General features: G+C 34.5%; 15 protein-coding genes. 6 read left to right on the top strand and 9 right to left on the bottom strand.

The genetic code is table 11. The features are described from left to right. Positions 1–210 precede the first annotated feature (210 nt). From HMPREF3023_RS03865 to HMPREF3023_RS03855, 3 genes are read left to right on the top strand one after another with little or no spacing between them, the layout of a single operon-like run. A complete protein-coding gene (locus tag HMPREF3023_RS03865; RefSeq protein ID WP_070700924.1) occupies positions 211–1,623 on the top strand; it encodes a Y-family DNA polymerase in 1,413 nt (470 codons plus the stop codon). Further along, positions 1,610–1,984, top strand: coding sequence for a hypothetical protein (locus HMPREF3023_RS03860; RefSeq protein WP_246829180.1), 375 nt, complete (start codon positions 1,610–1,612; stop codon positions 1,982–1,984). The genes HMPREF3023_RS03865 and HMPREF3023_RS03860 overlap by 14 nt, the downstream gene beginning before the upstream one ends. Next, complete coding sequence (locus HMPREF3023_RS03855) at positions 1,981–2,295, top strand: DUF5960 family protein (protein ID WP_070700922.1); 315 nt, start codon at positions 1,981–1,983, stop codon at positions 2,293–2,295. Before HMPREF3023_RS03860 ends, HMPREF3023_RS03855 begins: the two co-directional genes overlap by 4 nt. Positions 2,296–2,515: 220 nt before the next feature. On the opposite strand, the gene HMPREF3023_RS03850 is transcribed toward HMPREF3023_RS03855, so the two are convergent. Continuing rightward, positions 2,516–3,760, bottom strand: coding sequence for an FprA family A-type flavoprotein (locus tag HMPREF3023_RS03850; RefSeq protein WP_070700920.1), 1,245 nt, complete (start codon positions 3,758–3,760; stop codon positions 2,516–2,518). An 11-nt stretch (positions 3,761–3,771) separates the two neighbouring features. Then, entirely contained in the window at positions 3,772–5,709 is a 1,938-nt protein-coding gene (locus tag HMPREF3023_RS09205; protein WP_083315508.1) for an acyl-CoA dehydrogenase family protein, read from the bottom strand. Positions 5,710–6,018: 309 nt separating this feature from the next. Between HMPREF3023_RS09205 and HMPREF3023_RS03840 the strand changes: the two genes are divergently transcribed. Both HMPREF3023_RS03840 and HMPREF3023_RS03835 read left to right on the top strand, forming a co-directional pair. Continuing rightward, positions 6,019–6,600, top strand: a complete 582-nt coding sequence (locus HMPREF3023_RS03840) for a nitroreductase family protein (protein WP_070700918.1) — start codon at positions 6,019–6,021, stop codon at positions 6,598–6,600. Next, the gene (locus HMPREF3023_RS03835; protein ID WP_070700916.1) at positions 6,600–7,625 is read left to right on the top strand and encodes a PTS sugar transporter subunit IIC; all 1,026 of its coding nucleotides are present in this window, start codon (positions 6,600–6,602) and stop codon (positions 7,623–7,625) included. Before HMPREF3023_RS03840 ends, HMPREF3023_RS03835 begins: the two co-directional genes overlap by 1 nt. 63 nt (positions 7,626–7,688) lie before the next feature. Here HMPREF3023_RS03835 and HMPREF3023_RS03830 read toward each other — a convergent pair whose 3' ends face one another. From HMPREF3023_RS03830 to HMPREF3023_RS03815, 4 genes are all read right to left on the bottom strand, one after another. Further along, positions 7,689–7,955 carry a GNAT family N-acetyltransferase gene (locus HMPREF3023_RS03830; protein WP_070700914.1) on the bottom strand — a complete coding sequence of 89 codons (267 nt, stop codon included), beginning with the start codon at positions 7,953–7,955 and terminating at the stop codon, positions 7,689–7,691. A gap of 62 nt (positions 7,956–8,017) precedes the next feature. After that, positions 8,018–10,444 carry a hypothetical protein gene (locus tag HMPREF3023_RS03825; protein ID WP_070700912.1) on the bottom strand — a complete coding sequence of 809 codons (2,427 nt, stop codon included), beginning with the start codon at positions 10,442–10,444 and terminating at the stop codon, positions 8,018–8,020. A 20-nt stretch (positions 10,445–10,464) separates the two neighbouring features. Continuing rightward, the gene (locus HMPREF3023_RS03820) at positions 10,465–12,519 is read right to left on the bottom strand and encodes an efflux RND transporter permease subunit (protein WP_070700910.1); all 2,055 of its coding nucleotides are present in this window, start codon (positions 12,517–12,519) and stop codon (positions 10,465–10,467) included. A gap of 9 nt (positions 12,520–12,528) precedes the next feature. Then, positions 12,529–13,113 carry a TetR/AcrR family transcriptional regulator gene (locus HMPREF3023_RS03815; protein ID WP_070700908.1) on the bottom strand — a complete coding sequence of 195 codons (585 nt, stop codon included), beginning with the start codon at positions 13,111–13,113 and terminating at the stop codon, positions 12,529–12,531. A 234-nt stretch (positions 13,114–13,347) separates the two neighbouring features. Between HMPREF3023_RS03815 and HMPREF3023_RS03810 the strand changes: the two genes are divergently transcribed. Further along, positions 13,348–14,223 (top strand): DUF4300 family protein, encoded by an 876-nt coding sequence (locus HMPREF3023_RS03810; protein ID WP_070700906.1) that lies wholly within the window; start codon positions 13,348–13,350, stop codon positions 14,221–14,223. Between the two features lie 350 nt (positions 14,224–14,573). Here the strand turns inward: HMPREF3023_RS03810 and HMPREF3023_RS03805 are convergent, their stop codons facing one another. The 3 genes from HMPREF3023_RS03805 to HMPREF3023_RS03795 are packed head-to-tail and all read right to left on the bottom strand — an operon-like array spanning position 14,574 to position 18,370. Further along, on the bottom strand, positions 14,574–15,716 hold the full coding sequence (locus tag HMPREF3023_RS03805; RefSeq protein WP_070700904.1) for an ABC transporter permease subunit: 1,143 nt from the start codon (positions 15,714–15,716) through the stop codon (positions 14,574–14,576). Then, on the bottom strand, positions 15,709–16,785 hold the full coding sequence (locus tag HMPREF3023_RS03800) for an ABC transporter permease subunit (RefSeq protein ID WP_070700902.1): 1,077 nt from the start codon (positions 16,783–16,785) through the stop codon (positions 15,709–15,711). The genes HMPREF3023_RS03805 and HMPREF3023_RS03800 overlap by 8 nt, the downstream gene beginning before the upstream one ends. Then, positions 16,778–18,370, bottom strand: a complete 1,593-nt coding sequence (locus HMPREF3023_RS03795) for a sugar ABC transporter ATP-binding protein (RefSeq protein WP_070700900.1) — start codon at positions 18,368–18,370, stop codon at positions 16,778–16,780. The genes HMPREF3023_RS03800 and HMPREF3023_RS03795 overlap by 8 nt, the downstream gene beginning before the upstream one ends. Positions 18,371–18,426 lie beyond the last annotated feature (56 nt).

The raw sequence follows: 18,426 nt of genomic DNA, 5'->3' as shown, positions 1-18,426 counted from the left end.
TTTTATGACTTTATGATTTCTTATAACTTCATTAATTTCTACTACTTCATTAACTTTTATAGTCTTATAAATTTCTAGGACTTTATAATTTTTATGAACTTGTGTTTTTAGGTCAAATGTTCTAAAATGTACTTAATTGGAACTACTGTTTAAATATGTATTTATTTTAAAATTCATTTTTATTTACTTTGATTTTTCTCGAGGTGGCTTATGACTTTTATTGATTATTCTTTGGAACCTAAATCTGATATTGCTTTTGTGGACATCAAGTCTTTTTATGCCAGTGTTGAGTGTGTCAAGAGGAACTTGGACCCTCTCACTACTTGCCTTTGTGTTATGAGTAGGTCTAGCAATTCTAAGGGCCTCATTCTTGCAAGTTCTCCTACCTTTAAACGTGTCTATGGCAATAGTAATGTTGGAAGGTCAAGTGAGCTTCCCTTTGACGTGGAAACTAGGAAGTTTAGTTTTGAAAAGGCCAGGAGACAAAATATTGAGATCACTAAGTCTTATGTTGATTTTATTGAAAAGTGGGCAAAAAATACTCTTATTGTCCCGCCAAGGATGGCTCTTTATATTGAAGAAAATTTAAAAATCCAAAAAATTTTCCAAAATTATGCTCCCAGAGAGGACATCCTTCCCTATTCTATTGATGAGGGTTTTATTGATCTTACTAATTCTTTAAATTATTTTGTGCCTAACAAAAGTATTTCAAGGCATGACAAGTTGGACCTTGTTTCTTCTATGATTCAGAGGGATATTTGGGAGAGAGCTGGTCTTTATTCTACTGTGGGTATGAGCAATGCCAACCCCCTTCTTGCCAAGCTTGCCCTTGATAATGAGGCCAAGAAGACTCGCACTATGCGTGCCAACTGGTCCTATGAGGATGTGGAGTCCAAGGTCTGGGCCATTGATGATTTAAGTGATTTTTGGGGGATTGGATCTAGACTCAAGAGAAGGCTCAATGCTATGTCAATTTACACTATCCGTGATCTTGCCAACTATGATCCTGATGTCTTAAAAAAATCCTTTGGGGTAATTGGTCTTCAGCTTTGGTTTCATGCCAATGGTGTTGATGAGTCCAAGGTCACAAGACCTTACAAGTCTAAGTCCAAGGGTCTTGGCAACTCCCAGGTCCTCCCTCGTGATTACAAGTCCCAAGATGAAATCGAGATTGTCTTGTCAGAGATTGCTGAGCAAGTGGCTGTTAGGATAAGACGTATTAGAAAGAAGGCTTCTGTGGTTGCCATTTATGTTGGTTTTTCTCACTCAGAGAATAAAAAGTCCATTCATGCAAGAAGGACTATTAGGCCCAGCCAATCCACTAGGGTCTTACAAGATGAAGTTATTAAACTTTTTAGGGAAAAGTATGAGGGCGGTGACGTTAGAAATCTCGGCGTTTCTTATGACAATTTGGTGGACCAGTCTTCTACTGTTTTTGATTTTTTTGATGATGTGGAGGCTATTGAGAGGGAAGAAAGTCTTGACCGTACCATTGATGAAATCAGGGACAGGTTTGGGTTTACTTCTCTTCAAAGGGCCACTTCTCTAATGAAAGGTTCTAGGGTTATTGAAAGGAGTAAGTTAATTGGTGGTCACTGTGGTGGCATGGATGGTTTGGAATAATTTTGGAGGTGTTTGTATGGTTGATAGGTCTTATTTGCCCTTTAAGTCTGCTAGAGAATACATGGACAGGGGGATGGCAAAGTGGATGGGATTTTTTATATCTGAGCACACTTCTGCCCTATCTCACATGGGAGATGTCATAGATTTTTCTTCTCAAATGTCTAATAAGGAAATTATACTTTTGATCAGTCAGGTTTATGTAAATAATCTTGAGGTTTTGGTTTTTACTAGTTTGAGACAAGACCCTTATCTTGGCAGGATTAATGATATTTATGATGGGAGTATTTATTTAAGTGGAGATAATCCTCTAAATATTAATTTTGAGGATATTATTAAAATTGTTCTTGCAGAGGAATTATGAAAGACTTAGAAAAGAATTCTCTTCAATTTGATTATTTTTCTATTAACTACAAAAATTTTGAAGAGACTTTTTATAAGTTTTCAAATATTAGTGTCCCCTTAATTTTTTTGACTGATGACCTTCTTCTCCACATGATTTCCACAGGTCACCCTTATTTTCTCCTAAATTCTAAAAATTCTGCCGATGATAGGGACCATTATTTTGTTTTTAAAAAAGTTACAAGTTTAGAAAATAATTTTATCAGCCAGTTTGAATACTTGGGTCAAGTCTCTCCTCTTTATTTTGAGGATAAGTTTTATGAGGAGAAGTGAATATTCAGCCTAGGCTGATTTTTTATTCTTTAATCTTTTATTTTTATTTTTATTCTATTTTTTTCTTAATTTTTTATTTCTAAAATTTTTCCGTTTATATTTCTATCTCTTATCTTTTTAGACATTTTCATTTCACAAGTCCTAAATTTTCACAAAAAAAGAAGCTATATCAAGTGATATAGCCTCTTTGTATATTTTTAAAACAAATCTTTTCGCAAGCTTATTCTTGGCTAGCTGATTTTGCCTTAACTTCTCTAATCTTAGCCATTGATTCGATAATAGAATCTGCAAGAGCTTCCATGTCGTTTTCGTTAGCCTTGTTAAGAGCTGAGTTAAGTGTAACTCTTTCTGGAAGTACGTCGAACATCTTAAGATTTTCGTCAATATATTCTTCAATCTTATCGCCAACTGTACAAGCCCAAGTACCATTTTCGATGATACCAACAGTTCTATTTTGAACGTTAAGAGCTTCTAGATCCATTAAGAAGTTTTTCATTACAGGATAAATACCTAGGTTGTAAGTTACTGATGCAATTACAATGTGAGAGTATTTAAATGTGTCTGCAATTAGGTAAGACATGTGAGTGTTACTTACGTCGTGAACTACTACATTAGTCATTCCCTTGTCACAAAGTCTTGATGCAAGAGCTTGTGCAGCACGTTCTGTGTTGCCATACATTGATGCGTAAACAATCATTACGCCTTCTTCTTCTGGTTCGTATCTTGACCATTTGTCGTATTTGTCGATGAACCATCCAAGGTCTTCTCTCCAAACTGGTCCGTGAAGTGGACAGATATATTTAATATCTACAGTTGCTGCTTTTTTAAGAACATCTTGTACAAATGGACCGTATTTACCAACGATATTTGTTAAATATCTTCTTGCTGGGTCAAGGTAATCTCTTTCGAAGTTAACTTCATCAGCAAATAGTTTTCCGTCTAGTGTACCGAAAGTACCGAAAGCATCAGCTGCAAATAGTACTCCGTCAGTTGTATCAAAAGATACAAGTACTTCTGGCCAGTGAACCATTGGTGCTTCTAAGAATACGAATTCGTGTTTACCAAAGGAAATTGTGTCTCCTTCAGCAACAATGATTGATTGTTCGTCAGGTACGTGGAATCCGTATTGACGCATGAATTCAAATCCTTGTTCACTTGCTATAACTTTTACATCTGGATATCTTAAGATGATTTCGTCAATAGCTGCAGCGTGGTCTGGTTCTAAGTGGTGAATTACTAGATAGTCTAGGTCTTCTCCATCAAGAACTTCAGTTATATTTTCTAAATAATCTTTTACAATTGACCAGTCAACTGTATCAAATAGTACGTTTTTTTCGTCTTTTAGTAAATATGAATTATATGTTACTCCTTCTGGTATAGGGAATATATTTTCAAATAATTCTAGTCTATGATCATTTCCACCAACATAGTAAAGATCATCTGTGACTTTTCTAACTGTATACATTATATCCTCCTTTATTTTCTATCTGCTGGGAAATCAGCTTCAATAAAGTTTTGCTTTTCTTCTTGACATTCTGGACATGTCCAATCGTCTGGTAGCTTGTCAAAATCTGTACCTGGATCGATTTCGCCTTCTGGATCTCCGTAATTTGGATCGTATTCGTATCCACAGCCTGGACATACCATAACTTTGTAGTTAGGCGCTAATTTTCTAGGTTTAGATCTTCTAACTTTTTTCATTGGAGGTGCTGGTTCTTTTTCGCCAGTTCCTAATGCTTCAGCAAGAAGTGGCATGATTTCGAACATATCTCCAACTATACCGTAGTCACAGTTCTTAAAGATTGGAGCACCTGCGTTTTTGTTGATTGCAACAATTGTTGATGCATTTTTAATACCCTTTAAGTGTTGGCTGGCTCCTGAAATACCACATGCGATATATAGGTTACCATTGAATTTTTGTCCTGACATACCAACGTATCTTTCAAGTGGAACAAGTTTTAGAGTTTCTGCAACTGGTCTTGAAGAACCAAGTGCTGCACCTGCTGCGTGAGCAAGCTCTCTAGCCATATCCATGTTTTCTTCTCCACCGATTCCCTTACCTACTGAAACAACTCTTTCAGCGTCGTAAACAGGAGTATCAATATCAATACCTACAGAGAAGTCATATCCATCTTTCTTAAGGTTTTTAACTAGTATATCAACAGCTTCCTCAGCTGTGTCTGCTTTTATAATTTCTCTTTTTCTATCTCCAGTGATAGGGCCAGCTTTTTTATCTAATGCAGCAGCTCTACCTTTTTTCTTTGGAGCTTTACCAATAAGGTGACTTGCAACTACAACTCTTTGGATTTCAGAAGTACCTTCATAGATTGTTGTGATCTTAGCATCTCTGAAGAATCTTTCTACGTCCATGCCCTTTAGGTATCCATTACCACCGTGGATTTGAAGAGCTTCGTTAACAACCCACATAGCAACTTCAGATGCAACTGTCTTACACATTGCAGCTTCCATTGAGTAGTTTTCGTGATTTTGTTTCATTTCAGCAGCTGAATAAACCATAAGTCTTGCAGCTCTGATTTTTGTAGCCATATCTGCAATCTTGAATGCAACTGCTTGTTGTTGAGCAATTGGTCTACCAAATTGAACTCTTTCTTTTGCATAAGCAAGTGCAGCTTCATAAGCGCCTTGTGCAATACCTAGTGCTTGTGATGCGATACCAATTCTACCACCGTCAAGTGTTTGCATTGCGATTCTAAATCCTTGACCTTCTTTACCAAGTAAGTTTTCCTTTGGAACCTTAACATTGTTAAATTGAAGTTCAGCAGTAGTTGAAGATCTAATACCTAATTTGTCATAGTGATCTCCAAATGTGAATCCATCCCATCCTTTTTCTACTATGAAAGCAGAAATTCCGTGAGTACCAATTCCTGGTGTAGTTACTGCGTATACTACATAAGTATCAGCAGCTGGAGCGTTTGTGATGAAGATCTTGTTACCATTTAGGATGTAGTGATCTCCTTCAAGAACTGCAGTAGTTTCTGTACCACCTGCATCAGAACCAGCATTTGGTTCAGTAAGTCCAAAAGCACCAAGTTTTTTACCTTGAGCAAGAGGTTTTAAATATTTTTCCTTTTGTTCTTTAGTACCAAAAGCTTGGATTGGATAAGATCCTAGTGAAGTATGAGCTGATAATACAACACCAACACCAGCGTCTACTCTTGAAAGTTCTTCTACAGCGATAGCATAGGAAATAACATCCTTACCTGCTCCACCTTCTTCTTCTGAGTATGGAAGACCCATCCAACCGTTTTCGCCAATCTTCTTGATTATTTCTTCTGGAAATTCGTTGTTTTGATCAAGTCCAAAAGATAATGGCTTGATTTCTGCTTCTGCAAATTCTCTGATAGCCTTACGAAGGGCTTCATGTTCAGCAGTTGTCTTGTACATATTTGACATATTTTCCTCCTTTTAAGATTAAAGATAATTAAAGTATTAGATACTTTATTAGTTAAAAACAAAAGATACACCAAGTCGGTATACAATAATTAAAGTATACAACAACTTTACTAAAGTGTCAAAACATTTTCACAATATTTTTAATAAAATTTAAAAATGTTTTTTTAGAAAATCCTTCGTTTTCCTACTGAATTATTTATACCCTATTTTAAATTTTTTATCATCTATTTAATCCTTTAATTGATAAATTCTTTTTTTGTTGTAAAATATAAAATTAACAAGAAGATATTTATTGCAAATGGAGGAATTATGAATTTAGAAAAATTATTAGAGTGGAGAAGATCTTACAGAAAGTTTGATGAAGAAAGAGAGCTTACTAAAGAAGATATTGATGGAATTTTATCTTCTATTAAGTTTGCTTCTTGTGCAAACAACAGACAATTCTTAAGATTTATCTCTGTTGAAAGCAAAGAAAAAGTCTTAGAGATTTTTGATAACACAAAATGGGCTGCTTCCCTTCCCAATGGTGCTGGCAGGCCTAAGGAAGGTGAAAGACCTGTTTATTTTATTGCCATCTTAAGTGACAAGGAAAAGAAATTAAAATTCGATGGAGTTGACCAAGGACTTGTGATTTCTAATTTGACTCTTGCTGCTGCAGAAAGAGGCATTGGATCTTGCATTATCGGAAGCATTGTTGATGATAAGATGCGTGAAATCTTATCTTATGACGATAGATATACTTGTAGTCTTGTTGTGGCTTTTGGCTATCCAAAGCTTGAGTCTTCCATAAAAGAAATTGATTTAGAAGAGGACCAATCATATTACCTAGACGATGATGAAAACTATGTTGTTCCAAAGTACAAGCTTGATAATATTGTAAGGAGAATATGATGAGTAATAAGGAAAAATCTTTCTCTAGCTTTATAAATAGAAAGGCAAAATTATATTTTATAGATGCCCTTGGTGCCATGGCCTTTGGTCTTTTTGCAACCCTTCTAGTTGGTACAATCTTAAATACTATTGGCAAGTCCTTTAATATTTTGTTTTTGACTGATGTCCTTTGGCCTCTTGCTCAAAAGGCAACGGGACCTGCTATTGCAGTTGCCATTGCCACAGCTATGGGTGCACCAAGTCTTGTTGTCTATGCGGCAACTGTTGTTGGAATTGCTGGCAACGACCTTGGAGGTCCCATGGGTGTTTATATTGCAACTATAGTGGCTGTTGAGTTCGGTAAGCTTGTCAGCAGGAGAACAAAAATAGATATTATAGTCACTCCTGCCATTACAGTTTTAACTGGAGTTTTCGTTGCAAATTTTGTTGGGCCTTATATTGGCAACTTCATGAATCTCTTGGGAGCAATTATTATTAATGCAACAAATAAGGCACCCTTCTTTATGGGAATAATTGTATCAGTTGTTGTGGGTATTGTCTTGACCCTTCCAATTTCATCTGCTGCCCTATCAATGATGCTTTCACTTTCATCCCTTGCTGGTGGGGCTGCAACTATTGGTTGTTGTTGTCAAATGGTTGGATTTGCAGTTATGTCTTATCGTGACAACAAGGTGGAAGGACTTGTGGCCCAAGGACTTGGAACTTCAATGTTACAAATGCCAAATATTGTGAGAAAACCTCTTATAATCATCCCGCCAATACTTTCATCAGCAATCCTAGGACCAGTGTCTACAATGGTATTTAAGCTAGAGAACACTCCCCTTGGTTCAGGTATGGGAACTAGTGGACTTGTTGGACAAATTTCAACCTTTACTGCCATGCCAGATGTTCCTTTTATGAAACTTTTGGGAATAATTTTACTTATGCATATAATTTTGCCTGGTCTCGTTACTTTTGTCATCTACGAAGTCCTCTACAGGAAAGGCCTAATTCAAGATGGCGATATGAAGTTATATTTTAAATAAAATTTTATTAAAAGATAATAATTTTTTGCATTAAAAGAAGATGGGTCGCCCCATCTTCTTTTTTTATGCTCTTACATCATCATAGTCACTTGATTCAAGTTTCTTTTCTACGTAAGAACAAGTTCCTAAAATCTTTTTATTTTCTTTTCTTGCATCTTCTACAAGTTGTTTTACAAGTTCACCTGCTAGTCCTTGTCCACCAAATTCTGGCTTCACAATAGTGTGTTGAGCATCAATTACATCGCCCTTATCTTCATAAGTCAAGATTCCCTTGTAATTATTTTCGTTTTCACCTATATAATAACAGTTTCTACCTTTCTTAACTTCCATAATAACCTCCTATTTTAAATGTCCTTATAAATTACTTACCCATTTAAAATAAAAGTTCACTCTTATTTTATTTTTTCAATAATTCTGTATTTTGTATCAAAGCCTTCATTAGTTCCTGTGAAGGAGTTGTCGCCTTTTGAAAGTTCTAACATGGCGTCTACAGTTTCTTTAAATTCTGGAAGTTCTTCTGTCTTTCTGTCAAGCTCGTCAATTCCCTTTTGTTTAAATTCTTGAAGCTTTTCTGCGAAGATTCTCATGTTATCGTCAATTAGGTTGCTTCCATCTTTTAGTTTAAAAGCACCAGCACTTAAGTCAATGATACCATCGTCAAGTTTTTTAATTCCATCTCTCATTGGCACAATCCCTTCTGTCTTAAGTCTTGGGAATTCTTTGAAGTCCTTAGATTTGTCTCTAAATTCTAAAAGACCACTTGTTAAGTCGCTTGCACCGTCATTTAACTTGCCAGAGTTGGAATCAAGTTCTGTGATTGCATCTGTAAATTTATTTATACCTTCTTCACTTTGCTCTGTTCCTTCTCTTAGTTTTGATGAACCGTCTTTTAATTTTGTAGTTGCATCATCAAGTTTAACAAGTGAGTCAGAAAGTTTCATAAGTTGTGATGTATCAAGTTTTGAAGCTGCTTCAGTCATTGCCTTTCCAAGTTCTCCATCAATTTGTCTTGCTCCACTTGCAAGTTCTGATGTTCCTGCTTGTAGTTGTTCAAGTCCTCCAGGAAGCTGACTTGTACCTGCATTTAATTTTTCTGATGCTACAGCAAGTTGATTCATGCCTCCTTTTAATTGTTCTAGTCCTTGTAGTTGCCCTGCCATTCCACTTAAACCCTTTAAAGCTTGAAGTTGTGCTCCCACATTTTGGGCTGATCCACCAATCGTTTGTGCATCTTTACTTAAATCTCCAAGACAATCTCCTAAAACAGCAATAGCTTGGTTAATTTGTGGATTATTGTCAACATTTGCTTCTTTTAACATTTGAATTGCTTGTCCAATGTCTCTTGCTGAAGCACCTACTGATTGAGCAGATGCACCAATCTTTTGAAGGTCTCCCTCAACATTTATATTTCCAAGATCAGGAAGTTTTGGAACTTCCATTCCTTGAACCTTATCATTTAATTGTTGGAAGTTGCTATTAAACTTATCTTGACCTGCTGCAAGCTCCTTTGAGCTTTCAAGTGCCTTACTTGCACCAGCATCAACCTTGTCTGCACCAGCTGATAGTTTTTCTATCCCAGCTTTTAATTCAGATAGTTTCTTTAAGGCTTCTTCCTTCATCTCATCAATCTTGCTAAGCTTGCTTGAACCTTCTCTAAGTTGTGTTGTTGCGTCTTTTAATTTTCCAATTCCATTGTCAAGTTCCACTGAACCATCGTGAAGCTTTCTTGCCCCATCTTTCATTTCTCCAGTTTTTTCATTCATCTTGCCAACTGCAGAAGTGTAGTCAGTGATACCAGAAGTTAATTTGCTTCCACCTTCATACATTTCTTGTGCTGCACCTGGAATCGGTTCAACCTTATCAATAACTTCATCAATTTTGTCTTCAAACTCTCCAGACTTTTCATAAAGTTCCTTGGAACCGTCCTTTAATTTAACAGATCCATCTCCCATTTCTGAGATACCGTCATTTAATTCGCCTTGGGCATCAGATAATTTTGAAGAAGCATCTACCAATTTTTTTGAATTATCTTCTAGTTCCTTAATTCCATCTCTTAACTTGTCAATAGTATCTAGGTCAGCTTCGTTTTGGAATAGTTCATTGGAAATAACAATATATGCTTCAACAGGTTTGTAGTCCTTAACGTCCATTTCTATTGTTGCCTGGCTCTTGAAGTCTTCCATTTGCCTTTCTTCTAGAATAGTTTCAAAGTTTTCTCTTAGGCCTGGTGTTAAAATTGTTGTCACCATTTCATTTTTTCCATCTTTTGCCACTTTTGCATCATCTGTTTCAATATTAGAAGCTACTTCTTGTGGAAAGGCCATAGCTGCCATTAGGGTATAGGGTGCATATACTCTTTGCTTTTTGCCAGCAATTCTCTTTATAGCATAGTTTTTATTTTCTGCTGATAGGACAACTTTTAAGTGACCAGACTTACCCTTTAAATCAGAGTTTTCGATTTTTTCTCCGTCAAGATAGTAATCGATCTTTACATCTATTGGAAGGTCTTTTTCACTCTTACCTTGGTAGTAGATGTCCTTAACATCTTCGTCCCAATAAATATATCCTGAATCATTTTTTATCATTTCATCTGTCTTTAAGTTCTTTACATTTTTTAAGTTTGACTTGTCCTTTCCCTTAATATTATCTTCAGAGTTTAGCCAAACTGAAACAGTCTTATCTGTAATTTTATCATCCTTCTTTAGGACATAAACTGTTTCACTTTTATTTATAATTTCTGATGCTGCAAAGGCAGTATTAGTTAATATCATAGAAGATAGGACAAGGGAAATAACTCCCTTTTGAAAATTTTTATTCATTTTTCTCTCCTTTTAATAATTTAATCTAAGTTTTTTGTAGTCTTCTTAATGAAAGGAAAACTAATTGAAATAATAGCAGGTAGTAAAAGTATGATTACAAGCATACTTATAATGGCACCCCTTGCTAAAAAAGTACAAATTGTTGACACAATTTCCATCTTAGAATATATACCTACACCAATTGTTGCCGCCATAAAGGATAGGGCTGAGGTTACAATTGATTTTGAAGTTTCTTTAACAGCAATTTTTAAAGATCCATCTACGTCCTTGGACTTTTTGTATTCTGCTAAAAACCTATCTGTCAAAAGTATTGAATAATCTATAGTTGATCCAAGCTGAATAACACCAATTATTATTGAAGTAATAAATGGTATTGTGTGGTTGAAGTAAAAAGGAATTCCCATGTTTATTTGTATGGCAAGTTCAATTGCTCCAATTAAAACTATTGGAAAGCCAATAGACTTTAATACAAGGGCAATAATTAAAAATACTACTGAAATAGAAATAATATTTACTATTTTAAAGTCCCTGTCAGATATTACTGTTAAGTCATCCGTTAAAACCGCTTCACCAGTTAGGTAACCTTCCTCGTCATGTTCATTTATTACTTCTTTCATTTGTGCAACTTGTCTTTTCACTTCAGGTGATGCTGTTTGAAACTCAGAGTTTGCCATGATCATTTGGTAACCATTCTTGCTAAAGTTATCTTGAAGTTTGTCTGGCAAGAATTCGCTAGGAACAGTGACCCCTGTTACTGAGCTTATACTTAGAACAGAGTTTATACCTTCAATTCCCTTTAGATCACTGATTAAACCTTCTAGATTAGAATTTGATAAATCATCTTTTACCACTATAAAATGGGTACTTGCCATGTTGTAGTCCTTCTTCATCTTGTTGAGGGCCACTATAGAATCTAGGTCTTGAGGCAAGGACCTGTCTAAGTTGTAGTAGAGCTTTGTGTTCAATGATCCATAAATTGCTGGAATAAATAATCCTATAGCAACAAAGAAAAGAGTTTTCTTGTGCCTAATGTTAAAGTCTGATAATTTATCAAAACTTGGCAGCATAACCTTGTGGTTGTATTTATTTACTAAATTTTCAACCATGAGAAGCATTGCTGGAAGGACTGTTACAGTTGAGATTAGGCCTATTAGGACCCCTTTACTCATTACTAAACCAATATCCTTACCTAAGCCCAATCTCATTGCTATTAGGACAATAAATCCTGCAAAAGTAGTAAGTGATGATGCAAAAAGAGATGAAATTGTCTCTTGGATTGCAACATCCATAGCATCATATTTTGTATCATAATATTGTTTTTCTTCAACATACCTATGATAGAGAAAGATTGAATAATCCATGGTAACAGCAAGCTGCAAAACAGCTGCTATGGCCTTGGTAATGTAAGAAATCTCTCCCAAGAATAAATTTGTCCCAAAGTTATACAAGACTGCATAACCTATTGTGAGCATGAATACAAATGGAACTATAGTTGATTCATTTGTTAAGGACAAAATTATTAGTCCAAGAGCCACTGCAAGTCCAACATAAATTGGTGTTTCCTTGTCAATTAAGTCCTTAGTATCCTTAACAAGTGAAGAAATCCCACTTAGGTATTTTTGATTTGACTCAATCTTTCTAATTTCATCTATAGCTGACATTGTGGTCAAGGAAGATGATGATTCACTAAACTTTACTATCATAAGAGTGGATCCATCAGCATAAAAAATATCTTTTACCTCATCTGGCAAAAATTCGCTGGGAATCATATCTCCTACAGTAGAAGATTTTGAAATTACATCTTCAACCCCGTCTATCTCAAGTATTTTCTCTCGCAAGACCTCTGCATCATGGTCGCTTCCCTCTAAAATTAACATACCTGTGGCCGCATTTTTAAAGTCTTCATCCAAGATTTTTTGACCTTGGGTTGACTTTAAGTCTTGAGGCAAATAGGATAAGATGTCATAGTTTACTCCAGTCAGCTTGTAGCCAATAAATGAGGGGATCAAAAGTAAGGTCATGACTAAGAGTACAAACTTAGGTCTGTGTGAAATAAATTTTGTAAATTTTTTCATTCTACTCCTTTATCTAAATATTCTGTCTACGATTTTGTACAAAGCAGGCTTCATTTCTTCAATACTAAGAACCGAGTCTGGCATTAAAGCTGATTCACAAGTTGAAAGAACTATATGAATCGTTATTGACAAGATAAATAATCTTTCAGACTCTGATAATTCATCATTAAATAAGCTTGAATACTTATTTAAAATAAATTGAAGGTTATTGTCTGCTTCTTTATACCTATCATCATTTTCTATCTTTGCATAAAGAGCCCAGTTTAAGTTGTTTGAAAAAAGTTGCAACTCAAGAGGATCCTCCACTAAGTGGTCAATTATATAATTTATAAAAGAAATATATCTCTTCTTTGGATCACTATCCACACAAGTGGACTCAGCTTCATAAAAGAGCTCCGTCATTATATCTAGGACTATTCTTTGCTCCAGATCTTTTTTATCTCTAAAGTAAAGATAAAAAGTTCCCAGACCTAAATCAGTTCTGCTCATAATATCTCTTATAGAAGTAACTTCTATCCCCTTTTCTCTAAAGGAAGACATAGCAGCTTCTGAGATTTTATTTTCTTTCTCTTTTCTTTTATCTTGAGACGTCATTTTTACCTCCTTCTAAACTTTTATTAATAACTGAACGTTGTTCATCTTTGCAAAAGATATAATAATACTTTTCTGAACAAAGTTCAAGTTTTTTTTATTTTTATTTTAAAAAAGACCCTGGATAAGGGCCTGATATTTATATTATATTTTCAAGTTTAAATTATTTTTTATTTTTAAATTTCAATTTTAAATTTCTATTGTATAATAGCAGAGAAAATATTTTTTGGAGGAAAAATGAAAGTAAAATCACTAATAATTCTCACATGTCTGACTCTTATAGGATCAGGATGTGGAAATAAAAATAAAGATAATAAAATTGAAGATAATAAGACTAAGATTGAAGTAAATGAGCTTGATAAAAATGAACAGAAAGATTATCTCATATCAAATATGAATAATGATACCTCACTTGATCTTGTTAGGTCTATTATAGAAAAGAATTTAAATAAAAGTGTTGCATACTCCTTTGTGGACCTTGTTATTGACTACAACAAAGAAATCCCAAAAGATTTGCTTACTGGTGACTTTGAAAGGACTTCTAAGATAGATAAGACTGGAGAAATTATAGACAAGAGATCATCTATAAGCCACAAGTATACTGACACAAATTGTAGGATAAATTCTTTTTTACTATTAAAAGATGACTTGTCCATAAAAGATGATATGGATATTGATGATGAGATGCTTTTCATGGATAAGGAAGCTTTAAAAGATTTAAATTTATTTAATGATGAGAACTTAGAAAATTTTTATAAATTATTTTCAAGAGTGAAGACTTCATCTTCTAAAGACCCAAAAGTTCATGCCAAAGTAATGGAAGAATTTTTGTCAAAAGTTGACTTTCCAGAAGATGTAAACATGCTATCAGTAGTACTTCACGACAACTTAGATGGCGACTACCTATTTATTGGTCACGTTGGAGTCCTCCTTCCTTTAGATGATGGCTATTTATTCTTAGAAAAGATTTCTTTTGAAGAGCCCTACCAAGCAGTAAAGTTCTCTAAGAAGGAAGATGCCTATATGTATTTGAAAGAAAAGTACAGGGACTATCTTGATCCAGAGGTTGCTCCTCCCTTTATTATGGAAAATAATAAATATGTAGAAATATAATTTATTACAAGTATTTTTAAAAATTTATTTTTTAAATTAATATTTTTTAGATTATTTATCTATTTGAAATTATTATTAGACAAGCTTAATTATTTAAATTAATAATTTTTATTTAATCTGTAAAATTAAAAAACATGTTTTTATTAATCTTTAATTTTTAACTGATTTTGTTTTATAAACTAATTTATAAATTTTACTTGTTTATAATTTTGAATTCACTTTATAATTTAAAATTAACTTAAGACTTTTCTTTGAGTTTTATTTAAATTCAAATTCATAGTTTTAAAATTTTACACAAAAAATTGCCCCACTATTATGTGGAGCAATTTTTATTTTTAATAAATTTATTTTTATTCTGCTACTTTATTTCCATCTTTTATCTTGTCTTCTCTTAACTTTAACCTATTTGCATCAAGCTCTCTCTTTCTTTCGAAAGCGTGAAGTATAAGTGCAAGAGTTACAACTCCGTAAGAGATAAATGTTCTAAAGTATTCACCCATCATGGCATCTCCTGTTAAAACTCTTCCCGCTTGTGGAAGAACTATAAACATTAAGTGGAAAAGGGCTGTACCTAAGATAACATTTGGTATTGAAGCCTTTGATACAGAGGCACCACCAACAAGGATTGATGCTGCTGCATAAAGAGCTGCTTGGTCTTGACCTGCATAAGTTGCAAGAGTACCAATGTTTTGTAGATATATAATTTGTCCGTAGCAAGCAAGAACTGTTGACATAACAATTGATGCAATTCTTATCTTATCTGAATTCATTCCTGCGTTTTGTGCAACAAATTGATCTTGTCCAACTGCCTTCATGTCGTGGCCAAGTTTTGTATTTCTAAACCAAACGATAAATAGGCAAAGTAGAGCGATTATTGCAAGAGTAACTACTGGAACATCAAAAAGAATTTGGTGCTTAGCAGTGATAGGAATGTTGATTCTGAACTTTAGAATGTTGTCAAAGCCTTGAGCAGATGCTAGGGTAATAGAGTTTTTAATACCGTAACCTGCTGAAAGGACCATGGACTTAGTTCTCATTGGAATTATAGTTCCGCAGAAGTAAAGTAGGAATAACATGTACCAGCCAAGGATAAAGAAGGCAAGCATCATTGATGTGATCATTTCTCTACCTCTTGCCCTATTAAGGACTCTACCTGAGAATTGTCCAAGTAGGATTGCAATTGGAGTACCAATAAGGGCAGCTATAAGAAGTCCTGTTGCTCCAGTGAATCCCCAGTCTTGGGCAAAGATAATTCCTATTTGTCCTGCCATAGCTCCTAGAGGAATACCAAAGTTGATTCCCATACCAGCTATGATGGGAATGATAAGAGAAAGTACTAAGAAGGTATTTCTTACCATTCTCTTTGAAAGCTCATTTGTTATATAAGAAAGTGGTGGTTTGGCAATTATAAGTCCAGCCACAACTATAATTATAAACAAAATTGGAACCATAAATCTGTATAAAAATTCTTTAAAATTAAATTTTTTATTCATCTTTACTCCTCCTTGTAAGTGCGTAAATTATCATTCCATTTGTGATTATCATTCTTAGTATTTCTGAAATATCTATATTTAGTGCACCATTTATAACAGTAGGAGTAAGTGTAATTACACCTTGGAATAAAAATGTACCAATTATAACATTTGGAATAGATGCCTTGTTAATACTTGCACCACCAATTAGTAGGGCTGCTACTGTTTGGAAGGTAAAGGCAAGCGGCGCTTGGTAAAGTTGGATAAAACCATAGGATTGTTGGTATATAATAATTCCAACTGCAGCAAGTACTGTAGAGAATATTACAGAAACTAACCTCACCCTGTTAATATTAATTCCAGATGCTCTTGCATATTCTGGGTTAGAACCAACAGCTGTCATTGCTGTACCTGTTTTTGTCTTAAAGAAGGCCCAAACAATAAAGGCCATAAGAGCAAAAATTAAAAACATTCCCACTGGAATCCTAACTCCAAGTATGCTGATAGATAAGAAGTTGTTTAAAAGACCTTCTGTTATCCTTGTTCCATTTTCTAATACCTTGGACTTCATCCAATAGTCTGCAACTGGAACTTGTTGTGAAAGTCCCCTACCAGAATAACTTAGTACAGAAACAGGATTCTTATATGGAAGAATCAAATAAGCTATACACATAAAGGCTGTGAAAGAATAACCTACATAAGTAGCAATAAGCATCTCATCGCCCTTAATCCTATTTAATAAAATTCCGTAGAAAAATCCAAATACTATAGCAATAAGAGCAGCGAATATCATTGCAATAAAGATTCCTGCAAAACCTTTGAAACCAAATTCAATAGATGTTACTCCTCCTAGTATTCCTGCAACAACTCCAATTGGGATACCAAAGTTAAGTCCACATCCAGATTGTACCATAGGCACTAGGGATAAGACTAAAACTGAGAACATTCCAAATCTTGAAAGAACGTTTTGTGCTGAGTCTCTAAGAGAAACACCAGCAAAAGGAGCAGCAATGAATAATATTAACAAGAAAACTGCAATAATAAGCCTTGGTATTCCAATTTGTTGTATTAAACTTTTCTTTTTAGTCATTTCCAAGCTCTCCTTCCCCACTCATTAGAAGTCCAAAGTTTGTAGGATCAGCACTTGCTGGTAAGATGCCAGCGATTTTACCTTCACATATAACAGCTATCCTGTCACAAATACTTCTAAGTTCTTCAAGTTCTGATGAAACCATAACAATTGTTGTATCGTCTTTTTCATTAGATTCCTTTAAGGCATCAAGAACAAGTTCTTTAGCACCTATATCAATACCCCTAGTTGGTTCTGATACAAATAGAAGTTCTGGTTCCATGGCAAAGGCCTTGGCAAGACAAACTTTTTGTTGGTTACCACCTGATAGGTTTCCTGCCTTTTGATGAGATCCTGTAGTCTTAATGGCAAGAGATTTTATATATTCATCAGATAATTCCTTCATCTTTGCTTCATCTCTAAATTTGAAACCTAAAACTTTTTTAATAAATTTTTCTTGAACCTGCATTGCATTAAAGGCAATATTCCAAAAAATTGGCTCTTCTAATAGAAGTCCAACTCCCCTTCTATCTTCTGATACAAAGGCAATCTTATTTCTCAAAATATCTAGGGTATCTCCAAGTTTTAATTCTTTTCCATTGTATGTGATTTTACCACCTACAGGATAAGTTCCAAGGATCCCATTAGGTATACCAAGCTTTCCTTGACCAGCAAGACCAGCAATACCTAGGATTTCACCCCTAACAACTGAAAGGTTAACATCATATACAGCTTCACCTGGCATATCCACCCATAGATGTTCAATTTCCATAATATGGTCATTTGAATCTAGGTTCTTAACAAGTCTTTCTTTAGCTAGCTTCTTTTCTCCATCTCTTCCAACCATCCATTCGGCTATTTCTTCAATAGATAGGTTTTCATTTTTTCTATCTTCTATTATTTCACCATCTCTTAGGACAACAACTTGATCACATACACTAGTGATTTCACGAAGTCTATGAGTGATGAAAATTATAGAAATTCCAAGATTTGCCAAAGTTCTTAAGGAATCTGTTAGGTTATTAGCTTCAGTTTCAGTAAGAACTGCTGTTGGCTCATCCATAATAATTAATTTAACATCTTTCCTTGTCATTTCCCTTGCAATTTCAATGAATTGTTTATGACCTACAGGCATTTCAGACACAAGAGCATTAGTATCAATTTTAACCTCTAAAGTATCTAATGATTTACCTGCAATTTTTAAATTTTCCTTTGCATCAATACTTTCTAATTTTTTACCAAAAACCTTTGATATTACAGAAGAGTTAGTTTCTTCCATGTCTAGAGTAATATTTTCTGCAACAGTGAATCCAGGGATCAAACTAAATTCTTGATGTACCATTCCTATGCCTGCATTTAAGGCGTCAATTGGGTTTTTAAAGTCAATTAATTTTCCGTCAAAATAAATTTCACCGTTATAACCGCCTGTCTCTCTTATAACTTCCATTCCAAAAATTATATTCATTAGAGTTGACTTGCCGGCACCATTTTCTCCAACAAGTCCCAAAATTTCTCCCCTATTGAGAGAGAAGTTAACATCCTTTAAGACGGTATTTTCGCCAAAACTCTTGCTGACATTCTTGACTTCAAGTAAACTGTTTGTCAACAAAATCCCTCCATCTTCATAATATAAAATTAAAATCAACGGTAGCCCGTTGACTT

This window comes from Peptoniphilus sp. HMSC075B08, assembly GCF_001815405.1.
Classification (GTDB): domain Bacteria; phylum Bacillota; class Clostridia; order Tissierellales; family Peptoniphilaceae; genus Peptoniphilus_A; species Peptoniphilus_A harei.
Note: the sequence above shows the minus strand (reverse complement) of the source record. Positions and strands in the feature narration are given on the sequence as shown.